The following is a 15,919-nucleotide window of genomic DNA, read 5'->3' on the forward strand; positions in this document are numbered from 1 at the left end:
AGAAACCGCAAAAGCGTTCTTCTGGCGATCGCCGCTGGTCCGATCGGGGACGCTCGATCGGAGTGACAGTTTCTGCCGATCGATGGGGGACGCTGAGACGGGTGTCATGCACCCCCAAAACAGCCTTGTCCCAAACTCTGACTTTGTCCCACGTTCTGGCTGCTTCGACGGGCGCGCGCCTTCGTGTCGTCGGTCGGTGTCATGATGAAACACCGTGAAACACAGGCGTGCGCTTTCGAGGCGGGATTGACGCGTGTTAAGCTATCGCGCCGTGCAGCTGCATTTTCGTTTCCGCTGAAATGATTTCCGTTGGCATTTCGAGGGGCATTCTTGTGATCGTTAACAAGTCAAAATTAGACCGAGACCACGTCTCTGACCGGAGACAATCCGAGGGGGCAGCAAAGGCACCCAGAGATCGCGTCGACGATCCCGTTGCCGATCTTCAAGACCTGGTGTTGTTTCTGCGTCGCGATGCGGCAGACGATCCGATGCACTACTTGATCCGCAGCAACACGTTATGTGACGGCGAATGAATTCGGTGCTCCCGTCGATTGAGCGAACACCACTGGCAATTTGCACGCAACGCAGCCGACTTTCCCCGTCGGCTGCGTTTTTTGATGAAATCGGCGAAAGATCACAAAATTTTCGATTGCTCCGCCCCAAGAATCGCGTTCGCGTGCCGAACAGAAGGGCGAAAACCGAGCCGACCCAATGAAGGCTCCTTCTCGAACGCCAATTTTTGGGGATTAAAGTCCATGTTGAAGAAAGCCATCGTCGCCGGCGGTGCCGTCGCACTTTTGTCAAGTTTGGCCGTCGGTGTTCCGCTGGCCAGTTACACCCGATGCGGCGTCAGTTGGCTCCGCGATTCTGCCAGCGATGCCGTCCCCCTGGAGTGGGAGCTGAAGCGGGCCCGCCAAATGATCAGCGATCTGAAGCCCGAGATCACGGACAATGCCAAGCGGATCGCCCGCGAAAAGATCGAAGTCGCCCGGCTGGAAAAACAGTTGAATGAAACCGAGTCGCGTCTGGCGTCGGCCCAAAGCGATATCCAACGCTTGACCACCGACCTGGAAGGCGGCGACAAGTACTTCACCTACGCCGGCCGCACCTACACTTCGGTGCAAGTCAAAGACGATTTGAAGAACCGCTTCAAACGATTCAAGACGCGCCGCGCGACCGCAGACAAACTGAACCAAATGTTGACCGCTCGGCAATCGACGTTGACCGCCGCCCAGCACCGTATGGAGGAAATGTTGAGTGCGAAGCGACAACTGGAAGTCGAAGTCGAAAATCTGCAAGCACGCTTGGGAGCACTGCGGGTCGCTCAAACGGCCAGCGAACTGAGTCTGGATGACAGCCACCTGTCCCAAACCCGTCGCTTGCTCGATGAGATCGAAACGCGGATCGACGTCGAGGAAGAAACGATGAGCGTCGATGCGGAGTACTTTGGTGAAATCAACTTGGAGGATTCCGGCGACGAAGATCTGTTGGACGACATCGCTAGCTACTTTGATGCCGAACGCGAACAGCCCAAGGCACTTGTCGCGATTCAATTGGACTGAGCTTTCAACGTCCGCGACCGGTGAACCTTTTCCTGCCCCAAAGTCCTTGCAGCCCTCTGTTCTGATGAACCAAGTGATCCGCCCGATGACCGATCTTGAGCCGACGTCCGCATGGCGTCTGTGGATCGATCGTTGTGGCGGATTCACGTTGCTGACCGGTGACCGGCTGACCGTCGGAGGCGCCCGTCTGGAGGGAACCACGGACGTCCAGGTCCGATCGGATTGGCGACGCTGTGAAGGGACGCTGGTTCGCAGGAACGGCGACTACTTTTGGAATGCAGCAGACGGCGCGGATGCAGGGCGGCAGGCGCCGGGTGGGCAGCCTTCGGCCGGGACGCTGTTGCGTTCCGGCAGTGTATTTCCGATCCCCGGATCGGCAACGCTGCGATTGCATCAACCGTCGCCGCTGTCACGTTCGGCGGTCCTTTCGCTCGATCCGCCGCATCGATTTGACCAACATGTCGATCACGTCTTGTTGGTGGACCAGACGGTGTTGATCGGGCCCAACCCGGGCGACCACATCTGCTGCTCCTCGGTCGACACCGCGGCGGTCCTGGTGTTTCGCGACGGCCGGTGGCGGGCGAAGTTGAAACCCGGCGCGGCAGTCGACGTGGCACGTCCAGCGACACCCTCGCCGTTGGTCGACCTTGTCCCGGGCCAGCGGATTTCGCTGGGAGATCTCGACATGATGTTGGAAGAAGCATGAACACTCTCGTCCCCGATCACCGCACCCTCGCTGGCCGAGACATGAATGAACAACCGATTGACGTGTCCGACGATGCCGCCGCCCCGATCAGCGGGGATCCGGACGCATCACCCAACGGCAGTAAGGTGAGCCGCATGAAGTGCCAGGGACGAAAAAACGGATTCGGGTTTGCCGCAAAGTTCTTCCGGTCCTGCAAATCGAATTCGCCCGGCAAAACGCGGGAATCGGTCCAAGGGCGGCCCCAAAATCCGGATGACGGAGCCGGGAATGGGGATAGAATGCAATCTGCGTTCAGCGAAACCTCTCTCGGATCGCCGCCTGAAAACCGACCGATGTCCTTCACCTTTGCCCCCGGCTCGCAACCGCTGCCCCCGTACACGATACGGCGTGGGGTCGGTGTGGGCGGATTCGGCGAAGTCTACTTTGCCGTCAGCCAGGCGGGCAAGGAAGTCGCGCTCAAGCGGATTCAACGCAACCTGGAGATCGAACTCCGCGGCGTGTCGCAGTGTTTGAACCTGAAACACCCCAACCTGGTTTCGTTGTACGACATTTGCCGTGACACCGACGGTGGATCCTGGGTGGTGATGGAATACGTTGCGGGGGCGAACCTGCGTGACGTGTTGGATCGCAACCCGGACGGATTGCCGGAGGCTGAGGCGCGGCGTTGGTTCGCGGGGATCGCCGCGGGCGTGGCACACTTGCACAGCGCGGGGTTGGTCCATCGCGATCTGAAACCCGGCAACATCTTCGACGATCTGGGCATTGTGAAGGTCGGCGACTACGGGCTCAGCAAATACATCTCGTCCTCCCAGCGGGGCGGCCACACCGAAAGCGTCGGGACGTTCCACTACATGGCCCCGGAGATCGGACGCGGCAAGTACGGACGCGAAATCGACGTCTATGCGATGGGCGTCATGCTGTACGAACTGTTGACCGGACGGGTACCGTTTGACGGGGAGAGTTGTCACGAGATCATCGTCAAGCATCTGACCGCCCTGCCGGATTTGAGCGGCGTCGCGTCGCCGTATCGCGAAACCATCCTCGCAGCCTTGAACAAAGATCCGGCCAAACGACCGGCGACGATTGCCGAACTGGTTGCGCCGTTGGGCCTGTCGGTCGCCGACGCCGTTGCGATTCCGACGTTGGTGAGTGAAACGTCCGGTGAACCGGCAAGTCCGACGACGCACTCGGAATCACATCCGCCAAATCCGCGCGTGTCGTCGCAGACCGTACCCGCGTCTGACGAACCGGTCATCGGTCTGGCGTATCCCGAAGCTTCACCGGCCCCGATCGCCGCCGATGAACCGCTGCTGCGCGCGGTTCGCACGTCAGCGCACGATCTGCGTCGCTGGTGGAAGTCACTGGAGCAATCGCCGCGATCGCGATTTTGGATCGGCGCCTTTCTGGCGTTCGTGTTGTTCATCAACACGCACTGGTTGTTGCCGGCGCTGTCGATTTTGGGTGCGTTCTATGTTCCCTACTACATCATTCGGCAGATGGTGCTGCATTCGAGCGAACAGCCCAGTTATGCCAAGGCCCACCGCATCGCGTCCCAATCCGGTTCGCCCGCACGTCCGCGGACACGCCAGGAATGGCGAAGCGAAGTTCGTCACTTGTTGCGTGCCAAGCACAATCTGGTCCGACTGGCGGAACTCAATACGTCCTGGATCGCGTCGTCGTTGACGGTGTTGACCATGGCGGTTGCCGCCGGCGTGATCGGACTTCGCAGCGGCGATGTCAGCGCGGTGGACGTGGCGCCGTATTTCTGGATGGGCTTGGTCGTGCTGGTCGGTGCCCAGGGAATCTTGGGGCTGGGCAAACTTTGGGAACGCGATGAAGGCGAAGGCTTGCCTCGGCGCTTGGTGCTCGCGGGCATCGGTGCCGGCGTCGGTCTGTTCGCCTATGCGCTCAACGAGTTCTTTCTGTTGCCGTTGTTGCCCGGCGGCAGCGAACTCTTGGGCGACGAACTTCCGCAGGCGCTCTACCGCGAAGATTCGACGATCCGTGCGGCGGGCATGATGGCCCACTTCGCGCTGCTCTTTGGCGGCATCCGTTGGTGGAAGTCCGTCGATCCGCTGCGACGCACTCGATTGAGCTTGTGGAGCGTGGCGGTCGTGTGCGTGGCGGCTTGGGGCGTCCATCAGTTGATTCCCGTGCCGCAACCGATGGGGCTGTTGGTCGCCGGCGGACTGGCCATGGCCACGCAAATGTCGGCCCCGTGGATCAACCCACGGATGTTTGCCGCCAACCCCTGGCCCAAACGCAACCGTCCCACACCACGCCATCTTCGGGAGGCCAACGCATGAGAACGCTTTTTCCCGCCGCTTCGGCTTGCTTTGTCGTCGCGTTTGTCGCGTCCATCGGTTTGGCGGAATCGTCCATCGAATCCGCCCCCGAGCGTGGTGACGAACCGAAACGCGCCGAATTGTCGGTGGCGCCGATGGATCATGTCACCTACCCGGACGACCGCCCGGCTTGGATCGAAACCGAACCCGATTTGCAATCGCCGGTCCATCGCTGGGTGGTGACGACCAGCGGATCAGAGACCATGGAGTTGTGTGAGGCCGAATTGGAGGTGCTCAAACCCGCCGCGGTCGCGTTGTACATCAAGGAAACGACCGGTTGGGTTTGCGACGATGCGATGTTGGACCCGCAGTGGATCGAAGACGAACTGGTCGAGCGGCGGTACGTCGGCACACTGCAAATGGGCGATCGAACGTTGCATGAAATCGCGGTCGAGCTGACGTTTGATGCCGAGGACCGAAAACGAATCCGACGCGCGATGAATAATTCGGTGGTCGGCGAGCGGATGCGGGCCACGGCGGGGTTGCTTGCGCTCGGATTGATCGGATTGTGTCTCTCCGGAGGCGTGCTGGGGGTGTTCAGTCGTCGCTATGGGGCGTGAGGGGGCGGCTTGCAGGGTCAGGGCGAGCGAATCATGCGTTTTTACTTGCCGGGGCACCGGCGGTGGGATGGCTGATCGGGTTCATCGGTCTACAATCTCGGGGAAGCGTTCCCTTTGGTGATCCCCCCATGGCAGGCCGCAGAAACGATGATCATGACAGATGAAATTGCCCCCGTGTACAACGCCGCAACGATCGGCGCGGACAGTATCCTACTCGTCGATGACACGCTGATCCTGCGTGACCGGCTGGCGATGGCGTTGCGGCAACGCGGTTTTCGCGTGCAAACCGCCGGCAGCTATGACGAAGCGATCGAGGTCTACCATCATTCGCCGACCGAGTTGGCGGTGTTGGATTTGAGAATGCCAGGCCGCTCGGGATTGGATCTGCTTCGCAAATTGCTGCAGATGAACCCCGACGTTCGGGTCATCATGCTGTCCGGTTTCGGCAGTATTCCCGCATCCATCGACGCGGTTCGTGCCGGCGCGGTCAATTTTCTTAGCAAACCCGCCGACGCGGACGATATTTTGGCGGCGTTTGCCCGCGGCGATGAACCTTCGGTGCCGACCGGGGAAGTCAGTTTTCCAGCTCCGTCGCTGGCCCGAAACGAGTGGGAACACATCCATCGGGTGCTGTCGGATTGCGGGGGCAATATCAGCGAGGCGGCGCGTCGATTGGGAATTCACCGACGGTCGTTGCAACGCAAGCTGCGTAAACGTGCCCCGGAAGACCCGGCCAGCCCGGAAGTGGTCGAAGACGACGAGTTGGATTGAGTGCGGAGAGCGTCGCGGGGCGACATTCGGGTAGACGGTAGTGGACGACGCGAGGAGTCCTGGCAGCTGGCAATCCGAATGGACCCGTCGCCTCGTCCACTACCGGAAAATCAAGCCGCGGCGGAGTATTGGCCTATTTCGGCAGCGTGACGTTGTTGAATTGGGCGTCTTGCATGACCGTTTGGAACTCGAAGGTTTTGAGGTTCAGAAGCATCCTCGGGGAATGCATTTGAACCCCTTTACGACCGTCGGGCCAAGTTTGCCGGATGAAGGCGCTTTGCCCTTGGGTTCCTTGGACGTTCAGCCACGACTTCTTTGATTCGAAGGACACACGGGTCGCGGTGCCTTCGATCAACCCGCGTGCTTCGGTGTTGGTGCGAACCACAACGCCACCTTCGGCGGTCATTTCCCAAGGCGTCGGCATGCCGGGGATGCTGCGGAGGTCGGCCGGGGTGCCGGGGGCGACGCCGAATTTCAGCTGTTGGCAATCCATCGTCATTTCGCCGACCGCAAGACGTTCCATTTGTGCGACGTCGACGACCTCGTCCCATGACGAGAGCTTTTTGACTCCGGTGCGAACGCCACCGGAGAACGCCAACGTCTCGTGTTTCAGGTCGCCGCGCATCGCTTCGCGGAACGTCAGGTGAACACCCTGCAGCACCATGCCGCCGAGATGATCGGTTTGAGCCGCCTTGGGCGAGAGCATCGAGTTCTTTTCGTTCATCATCATCCAGCCGCGGTACCACCCCGGTCCACTGCCGACCAGTTGGCCGCCTTCACCCGGCGAGAAATCCAACCGGCCTGCGGTGATGACGTGGATGGATTGGGTGGTCAGATCGGCCGTCCGCTGTTCGGCTCGCACGACCACGTCTTGTTGTTCGGTCTGGACCAGGCTGACGGTGGCAAGTGCTGCCGCCCCCAGTGACGATTGGTCATTGAACGCGATCGGATTGGCCAGGGAGAGTTGCATTTCCCCGCCAACCATTCGCGTCAGCCAGGGATCGCCGCCGTTGATGAATTCCGAGTCGATTTGAACGCCGCCGGTCAGCAGCGCGGCTTGCCCATCGAATTGCATGTTCCCGCCCCAGCGGCACAGCGGCGAGGAAGTCCAATTGATCGAGGAAACCGATGCACCGGCAGTGGGCTGAGCGGCATCGTCTGGTGAGCGTTCTTTTTTGCGCGACAATAATTCGACCGGGACCTTCATTTCGCCCGCCCCGGTGACTTGCACGACGTTCTCGTTGGGCCACACCTTGATCATCGGGCCGACGAAGTAACCGCTGCCCATTTGCAATCGTGCCGGGGAATCGGGACCGCTGCCCAATTGCAAGTAATCCTGGCCGGACGCCTGTGCGACGGCATTGCGTTGCAACCGCATCGTCTGGCCGGCCATCTGGACCGGAAGCGTCGCGGAGCCCGCATTCATCTGGTGCTCAATCAGCACGTCGCCGATCACACTGACGTCTTTGGGTTGAATGCCTGCCGGCGTGACCAGCAATTCGGCGCTGACGTGGTCGCCCGAAAGTGAGGGACGCGGGCGAGCGACGGGGGCGCGTAGCTGGCGAGCGGCGACCGGTTGATTGACAAAGCTGGCCAGTTCACCGGGGGACGTTGCGGCAGGGCTGGCTCCGGGGCCACCGGGCGCGGGCAAGATCGCGCCACTGGACTTCGCCGCCGGTGCGCGTTTGCCAAAATCAGCCGACGGCTCAAAAAACAGACTCAATCGATTCATCGAAGCGAGCAGGTCGTTCGAATCGATGGTGACTGATTCGAACGCATGAAAACTTTCCGGCAGCAACGTCATCGTCCGCTTGAGTGGCTGACGCGGTTGTGCGATCGGTCTTGGCAACGCCGGGTTGCCGCCTTCGTCGTCGCTGTGTTCGACATAATGCGGTTTCAGGGTGCCTTCGACCGACCCGGCGCGGGCGATGCCACCGTCGGACAGGCGGGCTTGAATGTCGCCATCGATTTGAAAGCGCAGTTTGCTTTGCTCGCGCATTTCCTTGACCGCCGTGACGGTCGCCTGGCCGATCGGTTGCAGTTTGAAGTTGTCGTTCCAGCTGACGTCTCGCAACATGATTCCCGGATCGTCGATCGAGACACGCCCGTGCCCCTGGACGTCGATGACTCCGATCGTTTCCGGAGTGTCGGGGTTGAACTGGTAGGCCAACCGGGCAAGCGTGGCTTGGAGGTTGCCGCGACGAATCGTCACGTCGTGAGCTCGGTCGGGTTCGGGGGCGGCATCGGCGATCAGCAGACCGCCGACGGAATCGAAATCGATTTCATCGGCGGTCAGATCAAAGTCGTAAGACGTCAACCGGATCCGGGCCGGACGTCCGGTCGCATGCACGCGGTCGACCCAATCCAGCGGTCCGCGACGAACGACCGATTGATTAGCCGGGTCGCGCAAGATCAGATCCAAGGTGTCGCAGTTGAACGAGTCGATGGTTTGTCCTCGGACGATTCGCACCATCGTGACCGAGTCCCGCAACGACAATCGGTCCAGGGCAAAGTCATAGACCAGTCCGTTGTTGCATTTGATCGAGACCTCACCGTTCTCGTCGGCCGCTCCTTTCGTCCCGATCCTTCGCGGCCGGCCGGAAGCATTGACGGAAGCATCGGCAGGGCCGTTCAGCGGGATCCGCAATTCTTCCAGGTAGACCAAATCCATCCGGTCCAGCAGCGTGGAGGCTGTTTCCGCCTTGGTGGCCGAAGTCGCCGAGGCGGCCAGGTAGATCGTCAAGTCGCTGCCCCGCAATTGGGCGCCGGCGACTTGCATCGTGATCCGTTCGGTCGTCCAGACCTTTTGATTGTCGATCCGGACGTTGCGTGTTTTGACTGCCAACGCGTCGGCGGGGTCACTGGTCCCACGTCGTTCGATTTCGACGTCTCCGATCATGCGGCCCATTTTGATCGGCGGTGCACTGCCACCCATCATGTCCAACGATTGGGCGAATTGGATCTCCGCACCTTCTTTCGCGGTCAAGACGATCGGGGTCGCGGCGGCGTCGTCACTCAAGCCACGCCCGACCACGATCGTCAACGGTTCCAGTTTCCATTGGTCCTCGGAAATCTGACGCCAGTTTTCGAACAACAACGCCCCGTTGCTGGTCAGCAAGCGTTTGCAATCGCCCAGTTGCCAGGCGTCCTCGGGAAACACGTCGGCCAGGTCTTCCTTCAAGTCGACGCGTTGTGTCGGCGGGCGGGGTTCGACGCGTGCGACATCGGGGACGGTCAACAAACGGATCGCCGCGATACGATACGCCGAAGCGCACAGCACCAGCACCGCCAGGGCGATGAAGTAGTTTCGCACGTTGCGGCTGACCATCCCCATGTTCACGCCTCCGTCGCCGACCACAATTGCTTGGCTCGCAACAACCGCTCGATCGCCTCGCGCACCGCACCGTGTCCGCCGGGGGCGCGAAGGATCCAGTGCGCCGCGTCTTGCACGTCGGTTGCCGCGTCGGCCGGGGCGACCGCCAGTCCGACACGTGTCATGACGGCCAGATCGGGCAGATCGTCACCGATGTAACACACCGACGATAGTTCGCAGCCCCAGGTCGGCAGGATTTGCATCGCGCGCTGCAATTTGTCGCCGCTGCCCTGGCTGACGTGACTGATGCCCAGTTCTACCGCGCGGCGCTCGACCATCGGGCTGTTGCGGGCCGTGATGATTCCGAACGGAAACCCGGCCCGCATCCAAAGTTTGATCCCCAAACCGTCGCGGACATGAAACTGTTTCGTTTCCGCACCGGCCGAGTCATAGATGATGCGCCCATCGGTCATCACTCCGTCCACGTCCGACAGGATGCAGCGGATCGGCAGGGCGAGTGAAACATCGCTGTCAGAAGAATCTGGCATTCGAACTGGGATGGCCGGAGGGGAGGTTAACCGCGAAAAGGAATCGTCGATGGCAGCGACAGCGTTTCGCTCTCGGGCGTGATCTCGCCCAGTGCGATCAAGTCGGTGATGTCCAGCATCCCAACCGGTCGACGCTCCGAATCGACGACGGGCAACTCGCTGATCCGAAGCTCGCTGAGCAGGGCGATCGCGTCGCTAAGCAACGTTTGTGGAGCGACACAGTGCGGATCCAGCGTCATTTTCGAGGCGATCGGCCCGTCCAAGGCTTCTTCGCAGCGGGATTCCAAAAGTCGGGCCAGATCGCTGTCAGTAAAAATCCCCGTCAGTTGGCCGTCGTCGTTGGTCAGCATCACAGCACCACTGCGGCGTCCGGAAATCGAACAGGAAACCATGCACTGGCGAATGGTGACCGATTGTTCGGCGACGCGGCAGCAATCGAGCGGTCGCATCAGTTGGCCGACGTTGGCAAGTTTTCGGCCGAGTGCGCCGCCGGGATGGAATTTGGCGAAATCGCGTGCGGTGAAGTCGCGCAATTGACTCGCCAGCAACGCCACCGCGTCACCGACCGCCATCATCACCGTGGTGCTACTGGTCGGCGCCAGCCCATGTGGACACGCTTCGGCATGACGCCCGTAAACGACGCTGCACGTCGATGCGGACGCCAGCGGGTTATCGTCATCGGCGGTGAATGAAATCAGCCCCGCCCCCTGTCGACGCAACTGGGACGCGATTTGCGTGACTTCTTCGCTGCGGCCGGAATTGGAAAACGCCCAGACCAAGTCATCGTGTTTGACGCGGCCGAAGTCGCCGTGGACGGCTTCGGTGGGGTGCAGAAAGTGGGCCGGTGTTCCGGTGCTGGCGAGCGTCGCGACGAGTTTTTTGCCGACCAAGCCCGCTTTGCCGACTCCCGTCACCACGACATTTCCGCTGCAGGCAGCCGTCAATTCCGCGGCCCGGACCGCCGACGGCCCGATCGTTTCGGCCGTCCGCGCGAGCGCGGCGGCTTCTCTGGAGATGGTTTCACGGATCGTCCGCAGCCGCTCCAGGGGTGTTTCGGGGGCTGTTGAACGTCCGACACCCGGCTGATCGGGCGTGCGATCTGGCGGCAGCGGCAATGCAGCAGACACGGGGGGATCCTTCCAAAGAGCGTGATTGAGCCGGTTTTCCCTACCGGACGCGCAGCCTGAACGTCCATCATCGGCTCGCCCAGCGGCATTCGTAGATCCTAGCCAAGATCGACGAATCAGTGAAAGGTCAGAGTTCCGCTAGCAATTCCTCGATCGTCTCACGCATCTGCTGTTCCCCCGGCGTGCCTTTCCAGTTCATCTCGCCCTGCCACCAACGCCGCAGAAAGCCCCGTTTGTCGATCAAATAGACGGTCGGCCACATCGTGTTGGACCATTGTTTCCAATTGGTCGACGCGGCATCCATCAGCACCGGGTATTCGATCTGTTCGGTCTTGATGGCGGCGGCAACCCGTTCGGCCGAGCGTTCGGCGGGTGTTTCCGGGGTTTGAATCCCGATCACCACCAATCCGTCGTCGGCGTAATCGGTGTGCCAGCCGTTGTAGTGCGGCAGGTTGCGTCGACAGTTGATGCACTGGAAGGCGTAGAAGTGAACTGCGACGACTTTGCCTTTTAAATCCGCCAATTGAATCGGCGATCCTTGCAACCAGGTCGCTCCATCGCCCGTCAATTCGGGTGCGGCAGGATAAATGCGTTTGACGGCGGCGAAATTGAAGGACGGCCCGGTCAGCGCGCTGAGGGTTCGTTTTTGCTGGTTGCTCAACGCATCGACGACCGCCTTTTTCTCGCCCGCTTTGGCCGCATTGATTTTTTTAGCGGCTTCGGCGTCGGTCAATTGCTGGTTCTGGAGCTGTTTCTGGATGTCGGCGACCGTGTCGTCCGTTTCTGTGAACACCTGGTACAGCGCGTCGCGTTCTTCCGTTGACAATCCCAATGCCGCGGCCGTCTTGTCACGCACGATCATCCGCGTCCCGAGGGCTTGATTTTGCAGCTGATCCAGTCGATCGAGTTGTTTTGTATTCAGGACTTCGGACAAGGCGTCGCCAAGCTGGGCGGTTAATCGGTCGATCGTCTCGATCCGCTCATCGGTCGCAAGGATGCGGGCACGAAACCATGGCCCATCGATCGGTTCCAGGGCGGCGAAGACCTGGCGGATCTGATCCTCCGACAGGCCCAAGTCTTGATGAACCGCATCGTCGCGAATCATCTGCAACAGCACCGGTTGCGTCTCCGGCGGCGTGGTCTGGGCCGAGGCGGCGCAAGGAAGAACGCTGAGGAACGCGACAACAGCGACAGCTTTGACGGAGATCGAGAAGGACGTGGACATGGGCGGAACGACGTGGGCTCGTAAAAAGGTAAAGATGAGAATCCGCTTTTTGCTGACGATGCCCATCCGAGAGTCCTGTCCGCCACGTTTAGAGCGTAGCGGAAGCCGCCAAGGCGTTCGCAAGGTGGGCCGTAAGAGCCGAACTTCTCGACGAGTCCCGCTACGACGCCATCATCGTCTTTGCTTTCTCGATCGATTTTTCCATGTCGTCAAACATCTTTCCGGCGGCTTCGTTGAACACACGACCGATCAACACGTCGGTCAACGTTCCGCGGTGTTCCGGATGCTCTTTCATGAACCGACCGATGCTGAATTCTTTGGTGTAGAAGGCGTGCACGAGCTTCCGCACCCACATCGCGCCTTCCTTGAAGTCCTCCGCCCACTCGGCGAGCTTGTCGCCGGACAGGTTGTTCTCACGAATGCCCTGGACAACGGAATCGCCGGCTTTGACGCCCATTTCCAACGCAAAGTAGACACCGGAGGAGTACACCGGGTCGATGAACCCAAAAGCATCGCCGATCAGCACCCAGCCTTCGCCGGCGTGTTGCTTGGTCATGTACGAAAACTCTTTGGCCGTCTTCAGACCTCCCAGTCGCGTCGCGTTTTCCAGACGCGATTTCAACCCGGGGCAGCGATCGAGTTCCTCCGCGTAGACTTGCTCCGGGGTTCCGCGGCCTTTCAGCAAATAGTCGTTGTCGGCGACACAGCCGATGCTGGTGATGCCGCGTGAAAGTGGAATGAACCAGAACCACGATTGTTGGGATTCGGTTTGCAGGATGATCGTCGCGCCCGCGTTGTCGCCGTCTCCGCGAACGGCATCACGGTAGTAGCCCCAGATGGCCGCCTTCTTCAGGTCCGGGTTGACCTCTTTGAGTCCCAGCTTGTTGGCGATCAAGGATTGTTGTCCGCTCGCATCGATGACGACCTTGCTGTCGATCTCTCTGGATTGGCCGTGGCGGTCTTTGACAACCACGCCGATCGCTTTCCCCTCGCCGTCAAAACGCACGTCGGTCACGCGGGTTTCGTCGTAGCAGTCGGCGCCCAACTCCGCCGCTCGGTCAAACAGCATCTTGTCGAATTCGCTGCGTTCCACCTGCCACGTGTCGCTGCAATCGCGGTCGTCGTGCTGGCGAAAAAAGAACGGTGCCGATTCGGTGCCGCGGTGGGTGACGAATTGCACACTCTTCTTCACCTGCCAACCGGCACCACGGACGCGATCGTTCAGCCCCAAACGCTGCAACGGCCAAAAGGTTTCCGGCATCAGCGACTCGCCGATATGAAACCGCGGCACCCGCTCGCGTTCGATCAACAGCGTTTCAAGACCGGCTTCGGCCGTGATCGAAGCCGCCGATCCACCGGCCGGTCCTGCACCAATGACAACACAATCGTAGGCAGACTTCATCGTCAGTTCAGTTCGTTCGTCTTTGAAAGAAAGGAGGGAAGGTCAACACACAGCCGGCGGTAACGGAGCCTGTGCCTTGGACCACCAAGTGAAATGACCGTGCTCTGATGGCATCCGTCGGCAAAACCGCACTCTCGGACCCGAGGTAACCTGTCGCTGGCATTCTAGCAGCTCGGACAGTGCAGGTCGTGACGGGGACCCACGGACATCGTTCCCCGAACCGTTCAATGTCGGCCCCTCTGCCAGCCCCGATTTCCCCGACCCATCTTTCGCGACAAACGGTCCAGACCGTCTGGAAGCTTGCGAGGTTGGGACAAATTGTCGCTGGCATGACACCCCTTCGTGTCCATCTCCGTCCTACGTTTGGAAACGCGTTCCCCCCCCCGAATCCTTTCTGTCATTGGGCCAGTACCGTGAATCCTCGCCACTGCCTTTCCATCGCTGCTTGTTGCGTCGCCCTGCTCGTGATGATTCCCGGTTGTGCCAAACCCACCGAAGGCTACGTGCACGTGGACAACGGTTCGGAGCAGTTGATCGTGGTGTTTGTCGATGACAAACAGCAGGCCAGGATCGGACCGGGGCGGTGCCGGCGACTGAAACTGCCGTTGGGCCAACGGCACTTCATCGTCAAATGCGGCGATGAGGTGATTTACGAAGAAACTCACACCTTGGATGCCGGCAAAAACTCATTTCGCTCCCCCACGTACGTCCTCAACCCCGACCGCAGCAACCGCTACTGCGATGTGGAAGTGGTTTACCATGACGATGCATTCGGGGGACAAGATCTGGCCGACCTGATCACGATGATCTCCAACCCCAATCCGTCGGGCAGTACCGACCAAGATGCAGCGCCGGAGGAAACATCATCCGGCGGCGAGGGCGAAGAGGAATCAAAAGCCGACGCAGAAACCGAACAACAGCGGCGCAGAAAGAATCGTGCACTCGTTCGCCAGTACCGACGGGTCAGCAAGCAACTCGTGGCCAAGGGCGACGAAGCATTCTTCGAAATCCATCACTCCGGCGACCTGTTCAAACCGTTGCCGACGGTCGTCTACAGTCGACAAAGCGGCGATCAAAAACGAACCACGCTGGCGCGAATCCCCAAGGTGCTTCACGACTACATCGCCGAAGCCGCCCGCGTGAAACAGCCGACGGCGGAACAACTGGAGCGATTGAAGGTCGCCCATGAAGTGGCGATTTCCTACGTGCCCTTCCGTTGACCGGTGACGCGGCCCCACGGGCGATCCGGGTTTCGTTACGATCTTGAAAAACGAGACCCGATCCTGACGCAGGGAATCCGCGAGATCCGGCCATGGGGCAACAACAGAAACGCAAAGAAAAACTCCGTCAACTGTTCGAAACACTCGCACCGATCAGTGCGTTTTCAAAACAGCAGGCGCGCGAACGCTGTGCGGATCTGACGCCCCAATTTGTCACCTCGGCACTCAAAGACCTTGTCCGCGAAGGCATCCTGGACCGCTATGAGTCCTCCGACCAGGAGACCTTTGCCTGGCGAAACGCCCAGGTCCGCGTCGATCCGTCGCACTGGATCGATCGCCAAGTCAGCGGCAACCAGGTCACCGCCCAACCGGAGCAGGAACGACCGCGGGAACGATTGCTGGCCGCCGGTGCAGAAACACTTAGCGACGCCGACCTGCTGGCGATTTTGATCCGGGTCGGCGTCAAGGGCGAATCGGCGATCGAAGCGGGGCGACGTCTTTCAAAAACCTTCTCGGAGAAGCTTTCCGATTTGCGACGCAGCGGTAAAGACGAGCTGCGGAACATCAGCCCCGCGATCACGGTCACCAGTTACGCCGCGATCATGGCAGGGGTCGAATTGGGCCGCCGGGTCGCCCGTCATGAGCAATTGCACCGCCGCGCCCACGCACCGATCACCAGCACCAGTGCCGCGGTCGAGTTCTGTGACGATGCCTTCAGCGGGTTGGCGATCAGCGGCGTCCAGGAGGAGTTCCATATCGTCACCCTGAGCACCAAACACCTGCCGATTAACACTCACTTGATCACGCGAGGCACATTGGACGCCAGTTTGGTGCATCCCCGTGAAGTGTTTCGGCCGGCCATCCGAGACTCCGCGTCGGCCGTCATCCTGGTGCACAACCATCCGTCTGGGGATGCGACACCGAGTCGCGAAGACCATCAGGTGACCGACCGGATGACCGAAGTCGGCAAGTTGCTGGGGATCACCGTGTTGGACCACATCGTCGTGGCGTCTGAAGGTTCGGTTAGCATTCGAGAATTGGGGTGAGCCCCACTCGGACAACGGGGCAAGAACGACTATTCTGACCGCCGCAATTGCCCCCTGTGTTCCGAGTACTCCGTCAACGTTGCGGAGACGGAAA

13 protein-coding genes are annotated in these 15,919 nt (G+C 60.4%); 8 read left to right on the forward strand and 5 right to left on the reverse strand.

Annotated features, from left to right (window positions below; translation table 11 throughout):
* Positions 1-332: 332 nt before the first annotated feature.
* The 6 genes from H1B37_RS16480 (at position 333) to H1B37_RS16505 (ending at position 5,944) form a co-directional block, all read left to right on the forward strand.
* The gene (locus tag H1B37_RS16480; RefSeq protein WP_182867754.1) at positions 333-533 is read left to right on the forward strand and encodes a hypothetical protein; all 201 of its coding nucleotides are present in this window, start codon (positions 333-335) and stop codon (positions 531-533) included.
* A gap of 222 nt (positions 534-755) precedes the next feature.
* Positions 756-1,562 (forward strand): hypothetical protein, encoded by an 807-nt coding sequence (locus H1B37_RS16485; RefSeq protein ID WP_182867755.1) that lies wholly within the window; start codon positions 756-758, stop codon positions 1,560-1,562.
* Between the two features lie 85 nt (positions 1,563-1,647).
* Positions 1,648-2,268 carry a hypothetical protein gene (locus tag H1B37_RS16490; RefSeq protein ID WP_182867756.1) on the forward strand — a complete coding sequence of 207 codons (621 nt, stop codon included), beginning with the start codon at positions 1,648-1,650 and terminating at the stop codon, positions 2,266-2,268.
* Complete coding sequence (locus H1B37_RS16495) at positions 2,265-4,574, forward strand: serine/threonine-protein kinase (protein ID WP_286177824.1); 2,310 nt, start codon at positions 2,265-2,267, stop codon at positions 4,572-4,574. The genes H1B37_RS16490 and H1B37_RS16495 overlap by 4 nt, the downstream gene beginning before the upstream one ends.
* The gene (locus H1B37_RS16500; RefSeq protein ID WP_182867757.1) at positions 4,571-5,173 is read left to right on the forward strand and encodes a hypothetical protein; all 603 of its coding nucleotides are present in this window, start codon (positions 4,571-4,573) and stop codon (positions 5,171-5,173) included. The genes H1B37_RS16495 and H1B37_RS16500 overlap by 4 nt, the downstream gene beginning before the upstream one ends.
* Before the next feature lie 153 nt (positions 5,174-5,326).
* A complete protein-coding gene (locus H1B37_RS16505) occupies positions 5,327-5,944 on the forward strand; it encodes a response regulator transcription factor (protein ID WP_286177825.1) in 618 nt (205 codons plus the stop codon).
* Positions 5,945-6,077: 133 nt separating this feature from the next.
* Here H1B37_RS16505 and H1B37_RS16510 read toward each other — a convergent pair whose 3' ends face one another.
* The 5 genes from H1B37_RS16510 to H1B37_RS16530 all read right to left on the reverse strand — a co-directional run bounded on the left by H1B37_RS16510 (position 6,078) and on the right by H1B37_RS16530 (position 13,559).
* Positions 6,078-9,272, reverse strand: coding sequence for a hypothetical protein (locus H1B37_RS16510; RefSeq protein ID WP_220498232.1), 3,195 nt, complete (start codon positions 9,270-9,272; stop codon positions 6,078-6,080).
* Positions 9,273-9,280: 8 nt separating this feature from the next.
* Positions 9,281-9,805, reverse strand: a complete 525-nt coding sequence (locus tag H1B37_RS16515; RefSeq protein ID WP_182867760.1) for a KdsC family phosphatase — start codon at positions 9,803-9,805, stop codon at positions 9,281-9,283.
* Between the two features lie 26 nt (positions 9,806-9,831).
* Positions 9,832-10,932, reverse strand: a complete 1,101-nt coding sequence (locus H1B37_RS16520; protein WP_353620854.1) for a KpsF/GutQ family sugar-phosphate isomerase — start codon at positions 10,930-10,932, stop codon at positions 9,832-9,834.
* A gap of 127 nt (positions 10,933-11,059) precedes the next feature.
* Positions 11,060-12,157 (reverse strand): redoxin domain-containing protein, encoded by a 1,098-nt coding sequence (locus H1B37_RS16525; protein WP_286177827.1) that lies wholly within the window; start codon positions 12,155-12,157, stop codon positions 11,060-11,062.
* 160 nt (positions 12,158-12,317) lie between these two features.
* Positions 12,318-13,559, reverse strand: a complete 1,242-nt coding sequence (locus tag H1B37_RS16530; protein ID WP_182867762.1) for an NAD(P)/FAD-dependent oxidoreductase — start codon at positions 13,557-13,559, stop codon at positions 12,318-12,320.
* Between the two features lie 413 nt (positions 13,560-13,972).
* Here H1B37_RS16530 and H1B37_RS16535 point away from each other — a divergent pair, with 413 nt between their 5' ends.
* Positions 13,973-14,779, forward strand: coding sequence for a hypothetical protein (locus tag H1B37_RS16535; protein WP_220498233.1), 807 nt, complete (start codon positions 13,973-13,975; stop codon positions 14,777-14,779).
* 92 nt (positions 14,780-14,871) lie between these two features.
* Positions 14,872-15,825: a RadC family protein gene (gene radC, locus H1B37_RS16540; protein ID WP_182867764.1), complete on the forward strand. Its 954-nt coding sequence runs from the start codon at positions 14,872-14,874 to the stop codon at positions 15,823-15,825.
* Positions 15,826-15,919 lie beyond the last annotated feature (94 nt).

Origin of the sequence: Stieleria mannarensis (assembly GCF_014154935.1) — a bacterium.
In the GTDB taxonomy this organism is placed as follows: domain Bacteria; phylum Planctomycetota; class Planctomycetia; order Pirellulales; family Pirellulaceae; genus Stieleria; species Stieleria mannarensis.

Excerpts from the sequence above, each read along its gene's own strand:
- H1B37_RS16485 (WP_182867755.1), top strand. The coding sequence starts at position 756 with ATGTTGAAGAAAGCCATCGTCGCCGGCGGTGCCGTCGCACTTTTGTCA.
- H1B37_RS16490 (WP_182867756.1), top strand. The coding sequence starts at position 1,648 with ATGACCGATCTTGAGCCGACGTCCGCATGGCGTCTGTGGATCGATCGT.
- H1B37_RS16495 (WP_286177824.1), top strand. The coding sequence starts at position 2,265 with ATGAACACTCTCGTCCCCGATCACCGCACCCTCGCTGGCCGAGACATG.
- H1B37_RS16500 (WP_182867757.1), top strand. The coding sequence starts at position 4,571 with ATGAGAACGCTTTTTCCCGCCGCTTCGGCTTGCTTTGTCGTCGCGTTT.
- H1B37_RS16505 (WP_286177825.1), top strand. The coding sequence starts at position 5,327 with ATGACAGATGAAATTGCCCCCGTGTACAACGCCGCAACGATCGGCGCG.
- H1B37_RS16510 (WP_220498232.1), bottom strand. The coding sequence starts at position 9,272 with ATGGTCAGCCGCAACGTGCGAAACTACTTCATCGCCCTGGCGGTGCTG.
- H1B37_RS16515 (WP_182867760.1), bottom strand. The coding sequence starts at position 9,805 with ATGCCAGATTCTTCTGACAGCGATGTTTCACTCGCCCTGCCGATCCGC.
- H1B37_RS16525 (WP_286177827.1), bottom strand. The coding sequence starts at position 12,157 with ATGTCCACGTCCTTCTCGATCTCCGTCAAAGCTGTCGCTGTTGTCGCG.
- H1B37_RS16530 (WP_182867762.1), bottom strand. The coding sequence starts at position 13,559 with ATGAAGTCTGCCTACGATTGTGTTGTCATTGGTGCAGGACCGGCCGGT.
- radC (WP_182867764.1), top strand. The coding sequence starts at position 14,872 with ATGGGGCAACAACAGAAACGCAAAGAAAAACTCCGTCAACTGTTCGAA.